The sequence below is a fragment of the Actinomadura rayongensis genome, from assembly GCF_009831215.1.
GTDB lineage: Bacteria > Actinomycetota > Actinomycetes > Streptosporangiales > Streptosporangiaceae > Spirillospora > Spirillospora rayongensis.
The window spans coordinates 1050836-1070365 of record NZ_WUTW01000002.1; the positions used below are offsets into that span (position 1 = coordinate 1050836).

Annotated in this window: 21 protein-coding genes and 1 riboswitch; of the genes, 16 read left to right on the forward strand and 5 right to left on the reverse strand. The window is 74.0% G+C overall.

Features of this window, described 5'->3' with window-relative positions; all coding sequences use genetic code 11:
• Positions 1–7: 7 nt before the first annotated feature.
• The 5 genes from GQ466_RS31570 to GQ466_RS14160 are packed head-to-tail and all read left to right on the forward strand — an operon-like array spanning position 8 to position 4143.
• Positions 8–859 carry a patatin-like phospholipase family protein gene (locus tag GQ466_RS31570; protein WP_161103308.1) on the forward strand — a complete coding sequence of 284 codons (852 nt, stop codon included), beginning with the start codon at positions 8–10 and terminating at the stop codon, positions 857–859.
• Positions 856–1668, forward strand: coding sequence for a patatin-like phospholipase family protein (locus GQ466_RS31575; protein WP_161103309.1), 813 nt, complete (start codon positions 856–858; stop codon positions 1666–1668). Before GQ466_RS31570 ends, GQ466_RS31575 begins: the two co-directional genes overlap by 4 nt.
• Positions 1665–2495, forward strand: a complete 831-nt coding sequence (locus GQ466_RS14150) for a patatin-like phospholipase family protein (RefSeq protein WP_161103310.1) — start codon at positions 1665–1667, stop codon at positions 2493–2495. Before GQ466_RS31575 ends, GQ466_RS14150 begins: the two co-directional genes overlap by 4 nt.
• Positions 2495–3319 carry a patatin-like phospholipase family protein gene (locus tag GQ466_RS14155; RefSeq protein WP_161103311.1) on the forward strand — a complete coding sequence of 275 codons (825 nt, stop codon included), beginning with the start codon at positions 2495–2497 and terminating at the stop codon, positions 3317–3319. The genes GQ466_RS14150 and GQ466_RS14155 overlap by 1 nt, the downstream gene beginning before the upstream one ends.
• On the forward strand, positions 3319–4143 hold the full coding sequence (locus GQ466_RS14160) for a patatin-like phospholipase family protein (protein ID WP_161103312.1): 825 nt from the start codon (positions 3319–3321) through the stop codon (positions 4141–4143). Before GQ466_RS14155 ends, GQ466_RS14160 begins: the two co-directional genes overlap by 1 nt.
• Here the strand turns inward: GQ466_RS14160 and GQ466_RS14165 are convergent.
• Both GQ466_RS14165 and GQ466_RS14170 read right to left on the reverse strand, forming a co-directional pair.
• Positions 4140–5150 (reverse strand): ribonucleotide-diphosphate reductase subunit beta, encoded by a 1011-nt coding sequence (locus GQ466_RS14165; protein ID WP_337193461.1) that lies wholly within the window; start codon positions 5148–5150, stop codon positions 4140–4142. The two genes, GQ466_RS14160 and GQ466_RS14165, sit on opposite strands and share 4 nt — an antisense overlap.
• Positions 5147–7396, reverse strand: coding sequence for a ribonucleoside-diphosphate reductase subunit alpha (locus GQ466_RS14170; RefSeq protein ID WP_161103313.1), 2250 nt, complete (start codon positions 7394–7396; stop codon positions 5147–5149). Before GQ466_RS14170 ends, GQ466_RS14165 begins: the two co-directional genes overlap by 4 nt.
• A 70-nt stretch (positions 7397–7466) precedes the next feature.
• A riboswitch (cobalamin riboswitch) is annotated at positions 7467–7687 on the reverse strand.
• 97 nt (positions 7688–7784) lie between these two features.
• Here GQ466_RS14170 and GQ466_RS14175 point away from each other — a divergent pair.
• The 5 genes from GQ466_RS14175 to GQ466_RS14195 all read left to right on the forward strand — a co-directional run bounded on the left by GQ466_RS14175 (position 7785) and on the right by GQ466_RS14195 (position 11396).
• Positions 7785–8360, forward strand: a complete 576-nt coding sequence (locus tag GQ466_RS14175) for a hypothetical protein (protein WP_161103314.1) — start codon at positions 7785–7787, stop codon at positions 8358–8360.
• 72 nt (positions 8361–8432) lie between these two features.
• The gene (locus tag GQ466_RS14180; protein ID WP_161103315.1) at positions 8433–9113 is read left to right on the forward strand and encodes a YcnI family copper-binding membrane protein; all 681 of its coding nucleotides are present in this window, start codon (positions 8433–8435) and stop codon (positions 9111–9113) included.
• Positions 9110–9631 carry a copper resistance CopC family protein gene (locus GQ466_RS14185; protein ID WP_161103316.1) on the forward strand — a complete coding sequence of 174 codons (522 nt, stop codon included), beginning with the start codon at positions 9110–9112 and terminating at the stop codon, positions 9629–9631. The genes GQ466_RS14180 and GQ466_RS14185 overlap by 4 nt, the downstream gene beginning before the upstream one ends.
• Positions 9632–9876: 245 nt before the next feature.
• On the forward strand, positions 9877–10788 hold the full coding sequence (locus GQ466_RS14190) for an SGNH/GDSL hydrolase family protein (RefSeq protein WP_337193462.1): 912 nt from the start codon (positions 9877–9879) through the stop codon (positions 10786–10788).
• Between the two features lie 134 nt (positions 10789–10922).
• Positions 10923–11396, forward strand: a complete 474-nt coding sequence (locus GQ466_RS14195; protein WP_202420425.1) for an NUDIX domain-containing protein — start codon at positions 10923–10925, stop codon at positions 11394–11396.
• A gap of 61 nt (positions 11397–11457) precedes the next feature.
• Here the strand turns inward: GQ466_RS14195 and GQ466_RS14200 are convergent, their stop codons facing one another.
• Positions 11458–12198 carry an SDR family oxidoreductase gene (locus GQ466_RS14200; RefSeq protein WP_337193463.1) on the reverse strand — a complete coding sequence of 247 codons (741 nt, stop codon included), beginning with the start codon at positions 12196–12198 and terminating at the stop codon, positions 11458–11460.
• A 105-nt stretch (positions 12199–12303) separates the two neighbouring features.
• On the opposite strand from GQ466_RS14200, the gene GQ466_RS14205 reads away from it, so the two are divergent.
• Complete coding sequence (locus GQ466_RS14205) at positions 12304–13020, forward strand: TetR/AcrR family transcriptional regulator (RefSeq protein WP_161103317.1); 717 nt, start codon at positions 12304–12306, stop codon at positions 13018–13020.
• Positions 13021–13219: 199 nt separating this feature from the next.
• Positions 13220–13837, forward strand: a complete 618-nt coding sequence (locus tag GQ466_RS14210) for a TetR family transcriptional regulator (RefSeq protein WP_161103318.1) — start codon at positions 13220–13222, stop codon at positions 13835–13837.
• A 97-nt stretch (positions 13838–13934) separates the two neighbouring features.
• Here GQ466_RS14210 and GQ466_RS14215 read toward each other — a convergent pair whose 3' ends face one another.
• The gene (locus GQ466_RS14215) at positions 13935–14636 is read right to left on the reverse strand and encodes an SDR family oxidoreductase (protein ID WP_161103319.1); all 702 of its coding nucleotides are present in this window, start codon (positions 14634–14636) and stop codon (positions 13935–13937) included.
• Between the two features lie 141 nt (positions 14637–14777).
• Between GQ466_RS14215 and GQ466_RS14220 the strand changes: the two genes are divergently transcribed.
• The 4 genes from GQ466_RS14220 to GQ466_RS14235 all read left to right on the forward strand — a co-directional run bounded on the left by GQ466_RS14220 (position 14778) and on the right by GQ466_RS14235 (position 18648).
• The gene (locus tag GQ466_RS14220; protein ID WP_337193464.1) at positions 14778–15617 is read left to right on the forward strand and encodes a polysaccharide deacetylase family protein; all 840 of its coding nucleotides are present in this window, start codon (positions 14778–14780) and stop codon (positions 15615–15617) included.
• A gap of 45 nt (positions 15618–15662) precedes the next feature.
• Positions 15663–16994: a sensor histidine kinase gene (locus GQ466_RS14225; protein WP_337193465.1), complete on the forward strand. Its 1332-nt coding sequence runs from the start codon at positions 15663–15665 to the stop codon at positions 16992–16994.
• 4 nt (positions 16995–16998) lie between these two features.
• Positions 16999–17643, forward strand: coding sequence for a response regulator transcription factor (locus tag GQ466_RS14230; RefSeq protein ID WP_161103321.1), 645 nt, complete (start codon positions 16999–17001; stop codon positions 17641–17643).
• A 135-nt stretch (positions 17644–17778) separates the two neighbouring features.
• Positions 17779–18648, forward strand: a complete 870-nt coding sequence (locus tag GQ466_RS14235; protein WP_161103322.1) for a hypothetical protein — start codon at positions 17779–17781, stop codon at positions 18646–18648.
• A 45-nt stretch (positions 18649–18693) separates the two neighbouring features.
• Here GQ466_RS14235 and GQ466_RS14240 read toward each other — a convergent pair whose 3' ends face one another.
• Complete coding sequence (locus GQ466_RS14240; RefSeq protein ID WP_161103323.1) at positions 18694–19470, reverse strand: enoyl-CoA hydratase/isomerase family protein; 777 nt, start codon at positions 19468–19470, stop codon at positions 18694–18696.
• Positions 19471–19530 lie beyond the last annotated feature (60 nt).

The following is a 19530-nucleotide window of genomic DNA, read 5'->3' on the forward strand; positions in this document are numbered from 1 at the left end:
CCGTGTCATGACGGACGTGACGGGGTACGTCGTCCGCATGGCACGGGCACTGATCCTGGGTGCGGGCGGCACCGCGGGCGCCCTGTGGCAGGCGGGGCTGGTCGAGGGGTTCCGGCGGGCCGGGACCGACCTCGGCGACGCCGACCTGGTCGTCGCCACGGGCGCGAGCCCGGTGACCGGGGCGCTGGTGCTGTCCGACCTTGACTTGGAACGTTCCATCAGAGAGGTCGTCGCGGTGCTGCTGGCGGGCCCGTCCGCCGACGTCGAGGCCGACCGGCTGCTCCACGTGATCGACGTGCTCGCCGACCCGTCCGTCCCGGCGGACGAGCGGCGGCAGCGCGTCGGCCGGATGGCGCGGGGCTCGCACACGGCGGCGGCCCACCGGATGGACGACGTCCTCGCGGTGCTCCCGTCCGGCGACTGGCCGGACCGGCTGCTCGTCCCGACCGTCGACGTCGAGAGCGGCGCACGCGCCGTGTGGGGACGCGACGGCGCGGCCACGCTCGCCGAGGCGTTCCGGGCGTCCGACGCGCTGCCGACCGTCTTCCCGCCCGTCGAGATCGGCGGACGCCACCACATGAACGGCATCGTCTACTCGCAGACCCACGCCGACCTCGCCGCCGGGCACGACCGCGTGGTCGTCCTCGCGCCGCTGCGGCACGTGCTGGGCGGCGCCCTGCTCGCCGAGGAGATCGGCGGGCTGGGCGCGGCGCGCAGCCTGGTGGTCGGTCCCGGCGGCGCGAGCCGCGAGATCTTCGCCGTCGGCGTCATCGACACCGTGACCGGCACCGCGCCGTTCCACGCCGGGCTGCGCGACGCCGAAGCGTACGCGGCCGACGTCGCGGAGGTGTGGTCGTGAGGCGCGCGCTCGTCCTCGGCTCCGGCGCCGTCGCGGGCGCGCTGTGGCAGGCGGGCATGGTCGAGGGACTGCGCCGCGCCGGGACCGACCTCGGCGCCGCCGACCTCGTCACCGGCTGCTCGGCGGGCGCCTATGTCGCCGCGCTGCTCGCCCACGGCGCCGACCTGCCGCGCGTCGTCGCCGACCTCGCCGCCGCGCGCCCGCCGCACGAGGACTCCGGCCAGGTGGACCGGCTCGCCCGGCTCTACGACACGCTCGGCGTCCTCGCCGACGACTCCTTCCCGCCCGGGGAGCGGCGGCGACGCGTCGGGGCGGCGGCCGTGCGCGCCGACACCGCCGACGGGACCGCCCGGATCAACGGCCTGATCGACCGGCTGCCCGCCCGCGACTGGCCGGACCGGCCGCTGCTGCTCCCCGCGGTCGACGTGGCGAGCGGCGACCGGGTCGTCTGGCGGCGCGGCGGGGCGGCGCCGTTCGAGCCGGCCCTCCGCGCGGCCGTCGCCACGCCGACCATGTTCCCGCCGGTCGAGATCGCCGGACGCCGCTACATGGACGGCGCCGTCTACTCGCACACCCACGCCGACCTCGCCGCCGGGCACGAGCGCGTGGTCGTCCTCGCGCCGATGCGGCAGCTCCAGTCCGACGCCGGGAGCGCCGCGGCGACCGTCGTCGGCCCGGACGCCGAGGCCGCCGAGGTCTTCGACATCGAACTGTTCGACCAGTTCCCCGGGATGGCCTCCTACGAGGCGGGCCTGCGGCAGGCCGCCGTCCAGGCCCCCGCCGTCGCGCGCGCCTGGAGCGGGTCATGACGCGGGCGCTGGTGCTGGGCGGCGGCGCGGGCATCGCCGCGCCCTGGGAAGCGGGCCTGATCGAGGGGTTCCGGCGGGCCGGGACCGACCTCGGCACCGCCGACCTCATCGTCGGGACGGCCTGGGGCTCGTTCGTCGGCGCCTGCCTCGCCGCCGGCGCCGACCTGAACCGCGCGATGGACGACGTCTTCGCCGCCGACCGCGCGCAACGCGGGCCCGCCGGGAACGACCTGCTGCTGGACAAGGTGCTGCGGCTGCTGTCGGACCGGTCCGTCCCGCGCCGGACGCGCCGCCAGCGCATCGGGGAGATCACCAGGCGGCCCGAGGTCGTCGCCAGGGCGCACCGGCTCGACCTGATCATCGACTGCCTGCCCGTCCGGGAGTGGCCGGTCCGTCCGCTGCGCCTCGCGGCGGTGGACGCCGACAGCGGCGACCGCGTCGTGTGGGACCGCCACAGCGGGGTGCCGCTGGCGCCGGCCGTCCGGGCGTCGGCGTCGTGGCCGAGCGAGTTCCCGCCCACCGAGATCGACGGCCGCCGGTACATGGACGGCGGCATGTTCTCGGCGACCAACGCCGACCTCGCGCACGGCTGCGACCGGCTGGTCGTGCTGTCGCCGATGCGGCACGTCGTCCCGGCCCGGACGCTGGACCGGGAGCTCGCGTCCCTCGGCGACGTCGACGTCACCGTCATCGGGCCCGACCAGATCACCGTCGACCTGTTCACGCTCACGCTGAGCGAGCCGAACATCCCCGAGAGCGCGTACGAGGCGGGGCTGCGGCAGGCCGCCGACGAGGCCGAGAAGATCAACGCGACCTGGGAGGACTGATGGCGCGCGCACTGGTGCTGGGCCTCGGCGGACACATCCGCGCGCCGTGGCAGGCCGGGATCATCGCGGGGCTGCGCCACGCCGGGACGGACCTCGGCGACGCCGACGTGTTCGTCGGCACCGGCACCGGCGCGATCTTCGCGGCGCTGCTGGCCGGCGGCGGCGACCCGGCGGACGCCGTCCCGGACATCGTCGCCGAGGACGAGCGGCTGCGGGCCGCCGGGGTGATCCCGCAGGGGTACCAGAGGGTTCTGGCGGTGCTGTCGGACCCGTCCGTTCCGCTGGACGAGCGGCGGCGGCGCCTCGGCCGGATGGCGCTGGAGGCCCGGCCCGCCGAGTCCGTGAACGTGGCCCTGCTGTGCGGCCTGCGGTCACCGGACTGGCCCGAGCGGCAGCTGCGGATCCCCGCGGTGGACACCGCCACCGGCGCGCGCGTCGTGTTCGAGCGCGGCGGCGACGCGACGCTCGACCAGGCCGTCCGGGCGTCGCTCGCCGCGCCGACGCTCGACCCGCCGGTCGAGATCGCCGGGAACCAGTACATGAACGGCGGAAACTACTCTCCCACGAACGCCGACCTCGCCGCCGGCTGCGACCGGGTCGTCCTCATCGCGCCGCTGCTGGAGCTGGCGTTCGTCCCGACGCTGGAACGCGAACTGGCCGCGCTCGGCCGGCAGCGGGTCGAGGTGGTCGCACCGGACGCCGCCACCAACGAGCTGTTCGCGCTGACCACCTTCGACCCCGACCTGCCGAACTCGACGTTCGAGGCGGGCCTGCGGCAGGCCGCCGACGAGGCGGAGAAGATCAACGCGACCTGGGAGGACTGATGGCGCGCGCACTGGTGCTGGGCCTCGGCGGACTCATCCGCGCGCCGTGGCAGGCCGGGATCATCGTGGGGCTGCGCCGCGCCGGGACGGACCTCGGTGAAGCCGACGTGTTCGTCGGCACCGCGACCGGCGCGATTTTCGCGGCGCTGCTGGCCGGCGGCGGCGACCCGGCGGACGCCGTGCCGGACATGGCCGCCGAGGACCAGCGGCTGCGGGCCGCCGGGGTGATCCCGGAGGGGTACCAGCGGATCCTGGAGGTGCTGTCGGACACGTCCGTCCCGCCGGACGAGCGGCGGCGGCGCCTCGGCCGGATGGCGCTGGAGGCCCGGCCCCACACGTCCACGGACATCGTCCGGCTGTGCGGCCTGCGGTCCCCGGAGTGGCCCGAGCGGCAACTGCGGATCCCCGTCGTGGACGCGGCCACCGGCGCGCGCGTCGTGTTCGAGCGCGGCGGGGACGCGACGCTCGACCAGGCCGTCCGGGCGTCGCTCGCCGCGCCGACGCTGGACCCGCCGGTCGAGATCGCCGGGAACCGGTACATGGACGGCGGCCTCTACTCGACCACGAACGCCGACCTCGCCGTCGGCTGCGACCGGGTCGTCGTCATCGCGCCGCTGCTGGAGCTGGCGTTCGTCCCGACGCTGGAGCGCGAGCTGGCCGCGCTCGGCCCGGAGCGGGTCGAGGTGGTCGCGCCGGACGCCGCCACCGGCGAGCTGTTCGCGCTGACCACCTTCGACCCCGACCTGCCGAACTCGACGTTCGAGGCCGGGCTGCGGCAGGCCGCCGAGCAGGCCCCGGCGCTGGCCGGGGCCTGGAACGACTAGAACGCCTCGTCGAACGCGACGCTGCCCGCGACGCCGATCTGGTACGCCGACACGCGGCGCTCGAAGAAGTTCGACAGTTCCTGGACGTCCTGGAGGTCCATGAACGCGAACGGGTTCTCCGCGCCGTACCGGACGGGCATCCCGAGCCGCGCGAGCCGCTGGTCGGCGACGTACTCCAGGTAGCGGCGCATCGCGTCCGCGCTCATGCCGGGCAGGCCGTCGCCGCACAGGTCGCGGGCGAACGCCAGCTCGACGTCGACGGCCTCTTCCAACATCCGCGTGACGTCGTGCGCGAGGTCGGCGTCGAAGAGTTCGGGCTCCTCTTCGCGGACGGTGTCGACGACGGCGAAGGCGAAGCTCATGTGCATGGACTCGTCGCGGAAGACCCAGTTGGTGCCGGACGCGAGCCCGTTCAGCAGCCCGCGCGACCGCAACCAGTACACGTACGCGAAGGCGCCGTAGAAGAACAGGCCCTCGATGCACGCCGCGAAGCAGATGAGGTTGAGCAGGAACGCGCGCCGGTCCTTCGGGCCGTCCAGCCGGTCGAGCGTGTCGATGGAACCGATCCACCGGAAGCAGAACTCGGCCTTCGCGCGGATCGACGGGATGTGCTCGATCGCCGCGAAGGCGCGGGCGCGCTCGTCGGCGTCGGGCAGGTAGGTGTCGAGCAGCGTCAGATAGAACTGGACGTGGACGGCCTCCTCGAACAGCTGCCGCGACAGGTACAGCCGCGCCTCGGGCGCGTTCAGGTGCTTGTAGAGGTTCAGCACCAGGTTGTTCGCCACGATCGAGTCGCCGGTGGCGAAGAACGCCACCAGCCGGTTCACCAGATGCCGTTCCTCGGGCGTCAGGCGGGCGAGGTCGGGCAGGTCGGAGCCGAGATCGACCTCCTCGACCGTCCAGGTGTTGCGGATCGCGGCGCGGTAGCGCTCGTAGAAGTCGGGGTAGCGCATCGGCCGCAGCGTGAGGTCCATGCCGGGGTCGAGCAGCGTCGGCTTGTGGGTCACTGGCACGCCTCGCAGGCCTCGGGGTTCTCCAGGGAGCAGGCGACGGCGTCCGGGTCGGGGGTCGCGGTCACGGTCGTCTGCGCGATGCGGGTCGCGGGGCGCGAGCGCAGGTAGTACGTCGTCTTCAGGCCCTGCTTCCACGCGTACAGGTACATCGAGGACAGCTTCCCGATCGTCGGCGTCTCCAGGAACAGGTTCAGCGAGTGCGCCTGGTCGATGTACGGGGTGCGGGCGGCGGCCAGGTCGATCAGCGCGCGCTGCGGGAGTTCCCAGGCGGTCCGGTAGAGCGCGCGCAGCTCGTCCGGCAGGTCGGTGATGCCCTGGACGGAGCCGTTCGCCCGCTTGATCGCGTCGCGGACGGCCGGCGTCCACAGCCCGAGGCGCTTGAGGTCCGCGACGAGGTAGCCGTTGATCTGCAGGAACTCGCCCGACAGCGTCTCGCGCTTGAACAGGTTGGACACCTGCGGCTCGACGCACTCGTAGCAGCCCGCGATGGACGCGATCGTCGCGGTCGGCGCGATGGCGATCAGCAGCGAGTTGCGCAGGCCGACCGTTTTGACGCGCTCGCGCAGCTTCTCCCACTCGGCGGCGGGCGTCGCGTGCGGGAAGTGGTCCGGGTGGAGCTGGCCGCGCGCCGTCCGCGTCTGCGCGTAGGCGGGCAGCGGGCCGTGCAGTTCGGCCAGGTCGGCGGACGCGTGGTAGGCCGCGAGCGCGATCTCCTCGGCGATCCGGGTGGACAGCGCGCGGGCCTCGCCTGAGTCGAACGGGAGGCGGAGCTTGAAGAACACGTCCGCGAGGCCCATCACGCCGAGGCCCATCGGCCGCCACTTGCGGTTCGCGGCGGCGGCCTCCTCGGTGGGGTAGAAGCCGCGGTCGATCGTCCGGTCCAGGAAGCGGACGGCGGTCCGGACGGTCGCGCGCAGCCGCTCCCAGTCGACGCCGTCGTCGTTCGTGTGCTCCGCGAGGTTGACCGAGCCGAGGTTGCAGACGGCCGTCTCGCCGTCGGACGTGACCTCCAGGATCTCCGTGCACAGGTTGGACAGGTGGACGACGTTGCCCGGCTCGGCGGTCTGGTTGCAGGCGCGGTTGGCGGCGTCCTTGAACGTCATCCACCCGTTGCCCGTCTCGGCGAGCGTCCGCATCATCCGGCCGTACAGGCGGCGCGCCGGGATCTGCCGGACGAACCGTCCCGCCTGCTCGGCCGCCCGGTAGGCCGTGTCGAACGCGTCGCCCCACAGGTCCGTCAGCTCGGGGACCTCTTTGGGGTCGAACAGCGACCAGTCCTCGTCGGCCTCGACCCGGCGCATGAACTCGTCCGGGATCCAGTTGGCGAGGTTGAGGTTGTGGGTGCGGCGCGCGTCCTCGCCGGTGTTGTCGCGCAGCTCCAGGAACTCCTCGACGTCGGCGTGCCACGGCTCCAGGTAGACGCAGGCCGCGCCCTTGCGGCGTCCGCCCTGGTTGACGGCCGCGACGGAGCTGTCCAGCGTCCGCAGCCACGGGACGATGCCGTTGGAGTGCCCGTTCGTCCCCCGGATCAGCGAGCCGCGCGACCGGACGCGCGTCCACGAGATCCCGATGCCGCCCGCGTACTTGCTGAGCCGCGCGACCTGCGCGTACCGCTCGTAGATGGACTCCAGCTCGTCGCGCGGCGCGTCCAGCAGGAAGCAGGACGAGAGCTGCGGGCGGCGCGCGCCGGAGTTGAACAGCGTCGGCGAGCTGGGCAGGTAGGCGAGCCTGCCGAGCAGCGCGTACAGCTCGGCGGCCTCTTCGACCGTGTCGGCCAGGCCCGCCGCGACGCGCAGCCAGAAGTGCTGCGGACGCTCCAGGACGCGGCGCGTGGACGGGTGCCGCAGCAGGTACCGGTCGTAGAGGGTCCGCAGGCCGAAGTACTCGAACCTCTCGTCGTTCGCGTCGTCGATCAGCGCGTCGAGGGCGGCGGCGTTGCGGGCGACGAACGTGGCGGTGCGCTCGTTGAGCAGGCCCTGCGCGTGCGCGGCGGCCACCGAGCCGGCGAACGTCGTGACGCCCTCGGCGGCGGCCTCGTCCGCGATCAGCCCGGCCAGCAGCCGCGCCGCGACGCGCGAGTACGCGGGCTCCACCGCGACCAGCGCGGCGGCCTCGCGGACCGCCTGCTCGCGGTCGTCGCCGTTGGCGAGCACCCGGGCCGGGTCGACGCCGTCCAGCCCGGCGCACGCGCGCTCCACCTCGGCGGCCGGCCCCGGCGGCGCGATGAGTTCCTGTGTCACGTGCCCTCTTCCCCTCGCGGACGCGGAAGGGCACGCGGCGTCGCCGCGCCCGGCCCTCCCGCGAAGCCTGGACGTTCCCGTCGTACTGGCAGGTCTTCGGACTCGCGGGCGTCGCACCTGTTCGGTGCGGCCTAGTGGCCGTCGCTTCCCGGCCCCCGAGCGGGGTCCAGTGCTCTGTGACGGCGGTCGTTCCCGCTCACCGCTGCGGGGCAGTCCCGGAATCACACCGGGTTCCCTCTTGCGACGTCCCCGGCCGTTTCCGGCCGGGGACGAACCAGCACGGGCCACGACCCTACATCTAGTTGATCGGCTTTGCATACGTCCCACATGTAGGGAGTGTTGGGGGGTGCGTCACGTCGTGGGCGGCGGCTCTACGATGGTCGGCGAGATGAGTCCGTCCGCCGCCGTCCCGTCGTCGCGCGCCGCCCGCGCGGTCGTCTTCGCGACCGTGTGCACGGCGCTCGCGGTCTGCGGGCACGCGCTCGCGTCGGCGTGCGCGGTGCCCGTCGCGGCGGTCCTGGCGGGGTTCGGCGGGTCGCTGCTGCTCGGGTTCGCGCTGGCCGGACGCGAGCGGTCGCTCGTGACGATCACCGGCGTGCTGCTCGGCGGGCAGTACTTGCTGCACTGCCTGTTCAGCGGGTCGTCGCAGCCGGGAATGCTGATGCATCATCCGGCGACCGTCCCGGTTCCCGTCGAGCACCACTCCGGTTCGTGGATGACGTTCGCGCACGTCGGCGCGGCGCTCGTGGCGGCGTGGTGGCTGCGGCGGGGCGAACGCGCCGTGTGGGGCCTCGCGCGGCGGCTCGCGGGACGGCCCGCGCGGCTGCTCCTCGTGCTTCCGCGCCCGGTGGGTCCGGTGGTCGCGCGTCCGGTTCCGGCCGTCCGGCCGCGTCCGGCGGTGCACGTGCTGCGGCACGAGGTGGTCCGGCGGGGACCGCCGTCCGTTTCGAGGGCGCTCGGCTGAGCGCCGTTCACGTCACCCGGGGCCGCTTTCGGCGCCGGGCTTTCTTCGCACGTCTCGAAACGGAGCAACACCATGCCGGTTCGCCGGATCACCCTTGTGGCGGGGCTCGCCGCCGTCGCCGTGCTCGGCCTCGGCCCGGCCGCGTCCGCGCACGTCACCGCCAACCCCCGCACCGCCGACAAGGGCGGCTACACCAAGATCAGCTTCCGGGTGCCGAACGAGCGGGACGACGCGTCGACCGTCAAGCTCGTCGTCCACCTGCCGCAGGACCACCCGATCACGTCGGTGTCGGTGCGTCCCGTCCCGGGCTGGACGGCGAAGGTCGAGGAGGCCCCGCTGCCCAAGCCCGTCACCGTCGAGGGGACGCAGCTCACGAAGGCTCCCTCGACCATCACCTGGACGGGCGGCAAGATCGACCCCGGGCAGTTCGAGGAGTTCGACGTCTCGCTCGGGCCGCTGCCCACCGACACCGACCGCCTGCTGTTCCCGTCCGAGCAGACGTACACGGGCGGCGAGGTCGTGAAGTGGGACCAGACGCCCGGCGGGGCCGCCGAGCCCGAGCATCCGGCGCCCTCGGTGACGCTCGTCGCCCAGGGCTCGGCGACGCCCGCCGCCGCCGCGACGCCGTCCGACTCCGACGACGGGACGGACGATGACACGGCGCGTCTGCTCGGCGGCCTCGGGCTCGTCGCCGGGGTGCTCGGCGTCGGCACGGGCGTGTTCGCGCTGACCCGGTCGCGGAGCCGGGCATGACGACCGTCCGCTCACGGATCGCCGCGTTGGTCGCGGCGGGCGGCGTGCTGCTCGCGGTTCCGGCGACCCCCGCGTCGGCGCACACGGCGCTGCGGTCGACGAGCCCGCGCGCCGGCGCGACCGTCGCCGACCCGGGCCGGGTCACCCTCACCTACGCGGACCCGATCCTGGTCCCGCGCGTGGTCGTGACCGGCCCGGACGGCGTCCGCGTCCAGGTGGGGCCGCCGCACGCCGTCGACGCGACGGTCACGCAGGCGGTCCGCACCGGACTGCCCGGCGGGGTCTACACGGTCGGCTGGCGCGTCGTCTCTCCCGACGGCCACCCGATCAGCGGCTCCTTCACGTTCCGGGTGAGCGGTTCCGGCGCGGCGCCGACCTCCGCCCCCGCCGCGACGCCGTCCACGGCCGCGCGGCAGGGGACGAGTTCGGCCGGCTGGCTCTGGATCGGCCTCGGCGCAGCCGTCCTCGCGGCCCTCGCCGCAGGCGCGACCTACCTACGCCGCTCCCGCCGCGCCTGAAAAGGGGGTCGGCGGCGGAGCCTCGACTCCGCCGCCGACCCCGACATCACTCCGGCGGACGCACGCGGGACGCGCGGATGAGCTGGCCGGGCGTGCGGCGACCACTCGTTCTCGTCACCGCCGTGACGGAGAGCGACCAAGGTGACAGAAATGTGGCGCAACCGTGCACGGGGGGTTGCCGGGGAGCGGGCGGGAGAGTACAAGACAACGTGCAACACCTTCACGTTTGACCGAAAGGGACCCGCGTGCCGCGTCTCCAGCGTTCCCCTTCAGACCGCGTCGGGCCTTCGGTCCTCCGCCGTCTGACGCGCGCCGCCGGGGCCGCGCTCACCGCGTGCACGCTGGTCACCGCCGGCGCCTCGGCTGCGTCGGCGGCCGAGCCGACGTACTACGTGTCGCTCGGCGACTCGCTCGCGGCGGGCTACCAGCCGGACGTCCGCACGGACGTGAACGTCTCCTACACCGACCTGCTGTACGCGACGCTCAAGAAGTCCGACCCGAACCTGCAGCACATCCGGCTGGGGTGCAGCGGCGAGACCACGCAGAGCATGATCAAGGGCGGGATCTGCGCCTACGACGGCGCGACGTCCCAGCTCGACGCGGCCGTGAAGTTCCTGCGCGCCCACCCCGGCCAGGTCAGGTACGTCACCGAGGACATCGGCGCCAACAATGTCGACAGGTGCCTGCCGTCCGGCGGCCTGGACCTCATGTGCCTGGTCTCGGGCATCTTCTCCCTCGGCTCGGACATCCTGACGATCAACCGCGCGCTGCACGACGCGGGCGGCGCCGCGCCGCGCTACGTCGGCATGACCTACTACGACCCGATGCTGGCGGGCTGGCTCCAGGGCGGGACGACGCAGGCCGTCGCCGCCGGATCGGCCGTGCTCAACAACGTCCTCAGCGCCGTGATCACCGGAGACGACGACGCGACGGGCTTCGCGACGGCCGACGTCGCGACGGCCTTCGCCAACAACGACTTCGGCGACGCCGTGGCGCTCCCGGGCCTCGGCACGGTGCCGCGCAACGTCGCGCGGATCTGCCAGTGGACGTGGATGTGCACGAGCTACCGCGACATCCACGCCAACCCGGCCGGTCACCAGGTCATCGCGAACACCTTCCTCCCGAAACTGACGACCACCGCCGCCAAGAACCGCTGAGTCCCCGCCGCACCCCGACCACCCGCTCCGGTACCACCCCGCCGGAGCGGGTTCTGTTCTAAGACAGAGGACATGGTCGATCACCGCGCCGATCTCACGCCGCAGCCGGCAGCCCCGCTCCACGGACCACTCGCATGAGCGCCTGGGTCGATCCCGCCCAGTGGTACGCCGAACTGCCGAACTGTTATCTGGCGGCCGGGATGCTCCTCACCGACGCCCGCGACCGGATCCTGCTGGTCAAGACGCACTACCGCGCCGACTGGGGCCTGCCGGGCGGCGTCGCCGAGGAGGGCGAACCTCCGCACCGGACGTGCGAACGCGAGATCGCCGAGGAACTGGGCCTGGACCGCCGCGCCGGGGACCTGCTGCTGCTCGACTTCGTCCCCGCCGACGAGACTCGGCTGCGCACCATGCTCTACCTGGTCTTCGACGGCGGCACCGTCCTCGACCCGGACTCCATCACCCCGCAGGCCGACGAGATCGCCGACTACTCCTTCCTGAACGCCGCCGAGGCCGAACGCCGCATGCACCCCCGCCACGCCCACCGGCTGCCCCACCTGATGGCAGCACGCGCCCACCGGCGCACCGCCTACCTTCCGCGCCCGTAGCGGACCTCCTTTCTGGACGGTCGAACCTTCCGGGGGTCGAGAGGCCGGTGTCCGCGGCCGGTCAGACGACGGCGCCGTTGGCGCGGAGCACCTGGCCGTTCACCCAGCGGCCGTCGGGACCGGCCAGGAAGGCGACCACCGCGGCGATGTCCTCCGGTGTTCCCAGGCGGTCCTGCGGGGACAGGGCCGCGAGTGCGGCGATCGTCCTGTCGTCCTTGCCGTCGAGGAACAGGTCGGTGGCGGTCGGGCCGGGCGCGACCGTGTTGACGGTCACGTCGCGTCCGCGCAGTTCGCGGGCGAGGATCAGCGTCAGCGCCTCGACGGCGCCCTTGCTCGCCGCGTAGGCGCCGTAGCCCGGTGTCGAGAGGCCGAGCACGGACGTCGAGAAGTTGACGATCGTCCCGCCCGTCCGGACGCGGCGCGCCCCCTGTTGACTCACGACGAACGCGCCGCGGATGTTGGTCCGGTGCAGGGCGTCGAGCGCGTCGAGGTCCAGTTCGGCGACGGGCGCCAGGACCATCCGGCCCGCCGCGTTGACGACGACGTCCACGCCCCCGAACTCGCGCTCGGCCGTGTCGAACAGCGCCGCGACCTGCTCTTCTTCGGCCACGTCGGCGCGGACGGCGACCGCCGCGCCCCCGGCCGCGCGGATCTCCGCGACCGCCGACGCCGCCGCGTCCTCCCGGCTCGTGTAGCCGACGGCGACCGCGAGGCCGTCCGCCGCGAGCCGCCGCGCCACGGCGCGCCCGATGCCGCGCGATCCGCCGGTGACGACGGCCGCGCGCGTGGTCTCCACAGCCACGATGATCTCCTTCGAAATCGCCGCTAACACTCTGATGTAAGCGAGAGTAACACCGAAACCGTAGCATCGCTAGCGGACGATCGGGAACATCGCTACGATGGGGGCATGGACGTGCGGGAACGGATCTTGCAGGCGGCGACGGACCTGCTCGTCGCGTCGCCGGACGCGGACGTGTCCACCCGCGCCGTCTGCGAGGCGGCCGGCGTCGGCGCGCCCATGCTGTACCGGCTGTTCGGCGACAAGGCCGGCCTCCTGGCCGCCGTCGTGGACCACGGGTTCGAGGACTACCTCGCCGCCAAGCGCGCGACGCGGCCGAGCGACGACCCCGTGCAGGACCTGCGCGACGGATGGACGAACCACGTCCAGTACGCGCTGGAGAACCCCAACCAGTACCGGCTGATGTACTCGCCCGGCCTGACCGTGCCGCCCGGAGCCGCCGCCGAGGCGTTCGGGCTGCTCCGCGCGACGGTCGAGCGCTGCGCGGCGGCCGGACGGCTCCGCGTCGCCCCCGCGACGGCCACCCAGGTGATCATGTCGGCGAACACCGGGGTCGCGCTGTCGTTGATCGCCCGGCCCGCGTTCTATCCCGACCCGGCGTTCTCCGACCTCGTCCGCGACGCCGTCATCGACGCCGTCACCCGGCCGGCGGACGCGCCGGTGCACGACGCGCCCGAATCCCCGGTGCCGTCCGTCGCGACGACGCTCGGCGCCCTGCTCCGCGCCGAACCGTCCGGCGCCCTCAGCTCGGCCGAGACGGCGCTGCTCCAGCAGTGGCTGGACGCGCTCGCCGAACGGCGCGGGCACCCGCCGGAGAAGTCATGACATGACCGGCGCGCCGGGGGATGTGGCCCGGCGGCGGGGTCGGCGCGCGAGTCGCCGGACGGCTCGGCCCCCGTGGCGTACCGCCGGACCGCTCGCCCGCCGCGCCGGGCCCGTCCGCGCGCGTCGACCGTAACACTTCTGCGTACATCGGTGTTCGCAATGTGGGAGACGGCACCCGCCGGTTGGTACGTTGTGCGCCGTGGACTACGGGCCGCTGCCGCGCGGGCGGCACCACCTGACCCGTGCGCAGGTCGCGGAGTCCCAGCGCGAACGCCTCTTCCAGGGCATGACGGAGATCGTCGCCGAGAAGGGGTACGCGGCGTGCTCGGTCGCCGAGGTGCTGAAGCGCGCCCGCGTGTCGCGCGAGACGTTCTACGAGCACTTCGCCGACAAGCAGGCGTGCTTCCTGGCCGCCTACCAGCGGGCCGCCGACCGGATCCTGGACGTCGTCGCCCACGCCGTCGCCGCCGACGGCCCCCCGCTCGACCGCTTCGACCGCGCGCTCGCCGCGTACCTGGCGGAACTGGCCGAGGACGGGCCGCGCGCCCGCGTCTACCTGGTGGAAGTGCAGGCCGCCGGGCCGGCCGCCGCCGCGCGCCGGTCGGTGGTGCAGGGCCAGTTCGTGGCGCTGGTGTCGCCGGTCTTGCTCGCCGACGAGCGGTGGCGCGGCCTGCCCGACCCGGCGTTCGCGTGCCGGATGCTGATCGGCGGCATCGCGAGCCTGGTCAGCGCCCGCGTCGCGACCGGCCGGTACGCCGCCCTCCCCGAACTGCACCGGCCGATCACCGCGCACGTCCGCTCGCTGGTCCACGGCTAGACGGCCGTCCGCGCGGGCGTCCGGTCACCGCCCTGCGGCGCGGGCGCCCGGTCACCGCCCGGCGGCGCGGGCGTCCGGCCGGTCGGCGCGCGCGGGGCTAGACGTCCTGGCCGATCGGGCGGATCACGACCGTGTTGACGTCCACGCCCGCGGGCTGCGCGAGCGCCCACACGACGGCGTCCGCGATCTGCTGCGCGGACAGGTACGCGCCTTCGGGGGCGCCGCCGGCGGCCGTCCAGAAGTCGGTGTCCACGCGGCCGGGCGCGATGTGCGTGACGCCGACGCCGTCGCCGGTGACCAGGCGGCGCGTGTTCTCGGCCAGCCCGGTGATCGCCCACTTGGTGGCGCCGTACACATTGCCCGGACGATTCGTGTACCCGGCGACGCTCCCCACGAGCACGATCCGGCCGCGCGTGGACTTAAGCGCGGGCAGGGCCGCGTTGACCAGCAGCATCGGGCCGAGGACGTTGGTCAGGACCATCGCCTCCCAGGTGGCCGGATCGCCGGTCGCGAGGTTCCCCTCGACGGAGAACCCGGCGTTCGCGACGGCGTTGTCGAGCCGTCCGAACCGTTCAAGAGTCGTGTCGACGGCCGCGCGGACGGCGGTGTGGTCGGCGGCGTCGCCCGGGAGGGTCAGCAGCGCGTCCGGCGACCCGGCGTCCTTCGCGAACCGCTCCAGGCGCTCGGCGCCGCGCCCCGTGACGGCGACGCGGTGGCCGCGGTCCAGCAGGCTCCGGGCGATGCTCGCGCCGATGCCGGCCGAGCCGCCGGTGATGAGGGTGACGGGTGCTTCGCTCATCCGTCCCACGGTAGGAGCTGGAGCCGACTCCAGGTCAAGTCGTCATATTTATGGCTATCGAGGGCCTTCAACCTGCACACATGTCGAATGGGGCGGGTTTTAGGCTCCGCAACCCCGGCGAACCCCACTACCGTGGGGGCTGTGGGGGAAAGTGAGCACAACCGTCCGACCCGGCGCCGCGCGCTGCTGCTGCTGGGCGGCGCCGCGGGGCTGGCCGCCTTCGGCGCCGACGCCGCGCGCGTGAACGCCGGGCGCATCGCCGCGCCGCCGCTCGTGCCGGGACCGCGTCCGCGTCCGGTCCTGCACCCGTCCTCGACGCCCAAGCCCAAACCGGTGCCGAAGCCGCGTCCGGCGTCGTGGACGTCCACACCCCTCACCACGACGCAGCGCCCGGTCTACTACCTGAACCAGCTCACCCCGGCGCCGCCGCCCAACTCGATCGCGCTGTCGATCGACGACGGCCCGCACCCGTCCTGGACGCCGCGCGTGCTCGACCTGCTCGCCGAGCACGACGTCAAGGCGAGCTTCTGCATGATCGGCGAGCAGGTGGACGAGTACCCGAAGATCGTCCAGCGGGTCGCGGCGGCCGGGCACCAGATCTGCAACCACACCTGGACGCACCCCAACCTTCCCGGCCTGCCGGAGAAGCGGCTCCGCCGGGAGATCGCCCACACGCACGACAAGATCGCGCAGGTCGCCGGGATCGTGCCGACGGTGTTCCGCGCGCCCGGCGGCGGCTGGTCCAAGGCGGTCTACGAGATGATCGCCGAGTACGACATGCTGCCGCTCGACTGGTCGGTGGACCCGCGCGACTGGTCCCGTCCGGGCGTCGGGCACATCCGCAGGACGCTGCTCAGCGCCAAGGCGAACAGCATCCTGCTCTGCCACGACGGCGGCGGCGACCGCTCGCAGACGCTGTCCGCGCTGAAGACGGTCATCCCCAAGCTGAAGAAGCGCGGGCTCGTGTTCACCACCCTCTAGAAGGGTGCATCTAGGTACACCCCCGGTTCGGGGTGCGGGCGCACTGTGCGTTCCGTCGACGTCCTCAAAACTGGACCTATAGTCAAGCTCCAGGAGGACGAAGTGGACATCGAGCGCCCGCTCACCCGGCTGCGCGCGCCCTGGCAGGGGCTCGGGTTCCTGCTCCTGGGCGTGCCGACGTGCCTGCTCTACTGCGCGTACCTGACGGCGCTCGGGCTCACGGGCCTCGGGCTCGGCGTGCTGCTCGTCCCGCCGCTGACGATCGCGGTGCGCGGCCTGATGGACGTGTACCGACGTCGGATCTCCGCCGTCACGGGCACCGCCATCGAACGTCCGTACCTGCCGGACGCGCCCGGTGAACCGATCCCCCGGCGTTTCCTCCGTCTGCTCCAGGACCCGGCGACGTGGCGGGACGTGCTGTGGATGGCCGCCGACCCGATCGTGGCCATCTTCACCGCCGGGCTCCCCGGCCTGCTGATCATCGAGGGCGTCTGGGGCTGGCTGCTCGCGGGCTTCGCCGGGGACCTCCTCACCCGGTACGGCGGCAACGACTGGTACCTGTTCATCCACGTCACCGACGGGTTCGGCGACGACTCGGCGCTGCGGATCGGTACGGCCACGCTCGGTACCGTCCTCATCGTGCTCGGCTTCGCGTTCGGTCCGGCACTGCTGCGCGCCTACGGCCGCTGGGGCGCCGCGCTGCTCGGCCCGACCGAGGCGTCGAAGCTCAAGCTCCGCGTCAAGCAGCTCACCGAGACCCGGTCGGACGCCGTGGACGCGTCCGCCGCCGAACTCCGCCGCATCGAGCGCGACCTGCACGACGGCGCGCAGGCCCGGCTCGTCGCGATGGGCATGAGCCTCGGCGCGATCGAGCACCTGCTCGACCGGGACCCGGAAAAGGCGCGGCAGCTGCTGGCCCGCACCCGCGAGTCCTCGGCGCAGGCGCTCGCCGAGCTGCGCGACCTCGTGCGCGGCATCCACCCGCCGGTGCTCGCCGACCGGGGCGTCGCCGACGCCGTCCGCGCCCTCGCCCTGGACCACCCGCTGAGCGTGGAGGTGACCGCCGACCTGCCCGGACGGCCCGACGCGCCGGTCGAGTCGGCCGCGTACTTCGCCGTCGCGGAGATCCTGACGAACGCCGCCAAGCACTCCGGCGCGTCCCGCGTCTGGATCGACCTGCGGCACACCGGCGGCGCGCTGCGGATCTCGGTGACCGACGACGGGCACGGCGGCGCGTCCCTCGACGGCGGGACCGGGCTGCGCGGCATCGAGCGCCGCATCGGCGCCTTCGACGGCGTGCTCGCCCTGAACTCCCCGCCCGGCGGTCCGACCGTCGTCACCCTGGAGCTGCCGTGCGGCCTGAGCACCCTCGCCTGACCTGATGCGCGTCGTCCTCGCCGAAGACCTGGCCCTCCTGCGGGAGGGCCTGGTCAGCCTGCTCGAAGCGCACGGCTGCACGATCCTCGCCGCCGTGGACAACGGGCCGTCGCTGCTGAAGGCGCTGGTCGAGCACCGTCCGGACGTCGCGGTGGTGGACGTGCGGCTGCCGCCGTCCTTCACCGACGAGGGCCTCCAGGCCGCCCTGGAGGCGCGGCGGCGGATTCCGGGGCTGCCCGTGCTCGTCCTGTCCCAGTACGTCGAGCAGCTGTACGCCCGCGAACTGCTCGCCGACGGCACCGGGGCCGTCGGCTACCTCCTCAAGGACCGCGTGTTCGACGCCGCGCAGTTCGTGGACGCCGTCCGGCGCGTCGCGGGCGGCGGCACCGCGATGGACCCCGAGGTCATCGCCCGGCTCGTCGCCCGCGGCACCCGCGACACGCCCGTCGCGCGGCTCACCCCGCGCGAGCTGGAGGTGCTGGAGCTGATGGCGCAGGGACGCTCCAACGCGGCCATCGCGCAGCAACTCGTCGTGACCGAACGGGCCGTCGCCAAGCACACGGCGAACATCTTCGGCAAGCTGGGTCTCGCGGTGTCGGACGACGACAACCGCCGTGTGCTCGCGGTGCTCGCCTACCTGAACCGCTGAGCCGGTCAAGGATCGACGGGCGCGGGGGGCTCGGCGAAGGACATCAACACCTCGCTTCGGGGCCACTTTCCGCTGCTGAGGGCGCACGATGGGAACGGGCCGTGTTCGGCGAGGCGGCCCAGGGGAGGGCGCACGATGACGGTGATCCTGGCTTTGCTCTGCCTGGCCATCGCGGGCAGGGAGCTGTACCTGGCGTTCGACCGGAAGCAGGCGCGCGGCCCGGCCGGTCCCGAGGTCGCCGAGCTGGGCCGCCGGCTCACGCTCGCGACCGAGGAGATCGCCGAGCTGCGGCGCTTCCACGCCGACGACCTCAACGGGCGCGCGGCCGTCCGGGCGAGCGACGAGGCGCGGCTGGTCGTGGCCGAACAGCGGCTGGACGTGCTGACCGACGAGATGGCGGCCGTCCGCGAGCACCTGGCGCGGCGCCTGGACCTCGCGGTCGCCGCGTCGCTCGGCGCGGACGCCCCGGACACGGTCGCGGGCGGGCTCGCGTCCGGCGACGGCCCGGCGCGGCCCGCGCTGACCCGCGCGTTCGACCGGCTGGCGCTGCGGCACGGGCTGCGCGCCGAGCTGACGCTGCCGCCCGTCGACACGGCCGGGGACGGCGTGTGGCACGTCCGCAGCTACCTGGTCGGCCGCAGCCCGCGCGCGCTGGAGGCCGAGTTCATCGAGCTGCTCGGCGCGCTGAACGCCGCCGACGCCGACGACCCGGTCCACGAACTGCTCGCGCTGCTGCGCGACGCCGGTCCCGGCGGCGCGCAGATCGGCCCGTTCCTCGTCGCGCGGACGCCGGAGGAGTTCGTCGCGGGCGTCCTGCCGCTGGCCGAGCTGAGCCGCGACGACGCCGCCGACCCGCTCGCCGACCCCAAGGACGCGGCGGCCCGGCTGCACCGCCTGCCCGCCGCCCGCTTCCGCGACCTGCCGCCCGGGCCCGTCCCGGACCCCGGCGCCGAGCCGGACGAGGACATCGACGCCGCGCCCGGCCTCGCCGCCGACCGCGCCTGACACCGGCCCGCACAGCAGTCCCGGCGCGGGACGCGAGGGCGGGGGTCAGGCGCGGGGGGACGTCCAGGTGAAGCGGGGCGCGCGGCGGTCGAGGAAGGCCGCGACGCCCTCGGGGGCGTCGGCGCCCGCCTGGGCCTCGTCGTGCCAGTACGCGACGCGGTCGCCGAACGGCTCGCCGGCGGCGACGGCGTCCACGATCTCCTTCGTGGCCCGCTGGGTGAGCAGGGAGCGGGTCGTCAGCGTGCCGGCGAACGCCGTGATCCGCGCCGTCAGGCCCTCGGCCGGGACGATCTCGTCCAGCAGCCCGATCCGCAGGGCGTGCCGGGCGTCGACGAGGTCGGCCGAGTAGAGCAGGTACTTGGCCGCGGACGGGCCGATGAGCCGGACGATCCGCGCCGTCGCCGTCCCCGGGTAGACGATCCCGAGGCGCGCGGGCGTGATGCCGAACCGGGCGTCGCCGGTGCCGAACCGCAGGTCGCAGGCCGCGGCGAGCTGGCAGCCGCCGCCCACGCAGTACCCGTCGATCGCGGCGATCGTCGGCTTCGGGAACGCCGCCAGCGCCTCTTCGGCCCGGGTGGACAGGTGCGCGCCCTCGCCCTTGTTGATCGTGGGCAGCTCGGCGATGTCGGCGCCCGCGCAGAAGTTCCCGCCCGCGCCGGTGAGCACGAGCACCCGGACGTCGGGGTCGGCGGCGAGCACCGCGAGCAGACCCGGCAGCTCGCGCCACATCGCGGCGGTCATCGCGTTGCGCTTGTCCGGCCGGTCGATCGTGATCGTCGCGACGCCGTCGGCCACGGCACAGCGCAGCAGCCCACCGGTCATGTCCGCCCCCTTGTGCACGACGCCCTCGCGGCCATCGTAGATCGCGGCCCCGGCCCGTCC

Excerpts from the sequence above, each read along its gene's own strand:
- GQ466_RS14215 (WP_161103319.1), bottom strand. The coding sequence starts at position 14,636 with ATGAGCGAAGCACCCGTCACCCTCATCACCGGCGGCTCGGCCGGCATC.
- GQ466_RS14160 (WP_161103312.1), top strand. The coding sequence starts at position 3,319 with ATGGCGCGCGCACTGGTGCTGGGCCTCGGCGGACTCATCCGCGCGCCG.
- GQ466_RS14180 (WP_161103315.1), top strand. The coding sequence starts at position 8,433 with ATGCCGGTTCGCCGGATCACCCTTGTGGCGGGGCTCGCCGCCGTCGCC.
- GQ466_RS14240 (WP_161103323.1), bottom strand. The coding sequence starts at position 19,470 with ATGACCGGTGGGCTGCTGCGCTGTGCCGTGGCCGACGGCGTCGCGACG.
- GQ466_RS14150 (WP_161103310.1), top strand. The coding sequence starts at position 1,665 with ATGACGCGGGCGCTGGTGCTGGGCGGCGGCGCGGGCATCGCCGCGCCC.
- GQ466_RS31570 (WP_161103308.1), top strand. The coding sequence starts at position 8 with ATGACGGACGTGACGGGGTACGTCGTCCGCATGGCACGGGCACTGATC.
- GQ466_RS14230 (WP_161103321.1), top strand. The coding sequence starts at position 16,999 with ATGCGCGTCGTCCTCGCCGAAGACCTGGCCCTCCTGCGGGAGGGCCTG.
- GQ466_RS14155 (WP_161103311.1), top strand. The coding sequence starts at position 2,495 with ATGGCGCGCGCACTGGTGCTGGGCCTCGGCGGACACATCCGCGCGCCG.
- GQ466_RS14175 (WP_161103314.1), top strand. The coding sequence starts at position 7,785 with ATGAGTCCGTCCGCCGCCGTCCCGTCGTCGCGCGCCGCCCGCGCGGTC.
- GQ466_RS14235 (WP_161103322.1), top strand. The coding sequence starts at position 17,779 with ATGACGGTGATCCTGGCTTTGCTCTGCCTGGCCATCGCGGGCAGGGAG.
- GQ466_RS14185 (WP_161103316.1), top strand. The coding sequence starts at position 9,110 with ATGACGACCGTCCGCTCACGGATCGCCGCGTTGGTCGCGGCGGGCGGC.
- GQ466_RS14195 (WP_202420425.1), top strand. The coding sequence starts at position 10,923 with ATGAGCGCCTGGGTCGATCCCGCCCAGTGGTACGCCGAACTGCCGAAC.
- GQ466_RS14205 (WP_161103317.1), top strand. The coding sequence starts at position 12,304 with ATGGACGTGCGGGAACGGATCTTGCAGGCGGCGACGGACCTGCTCGTC.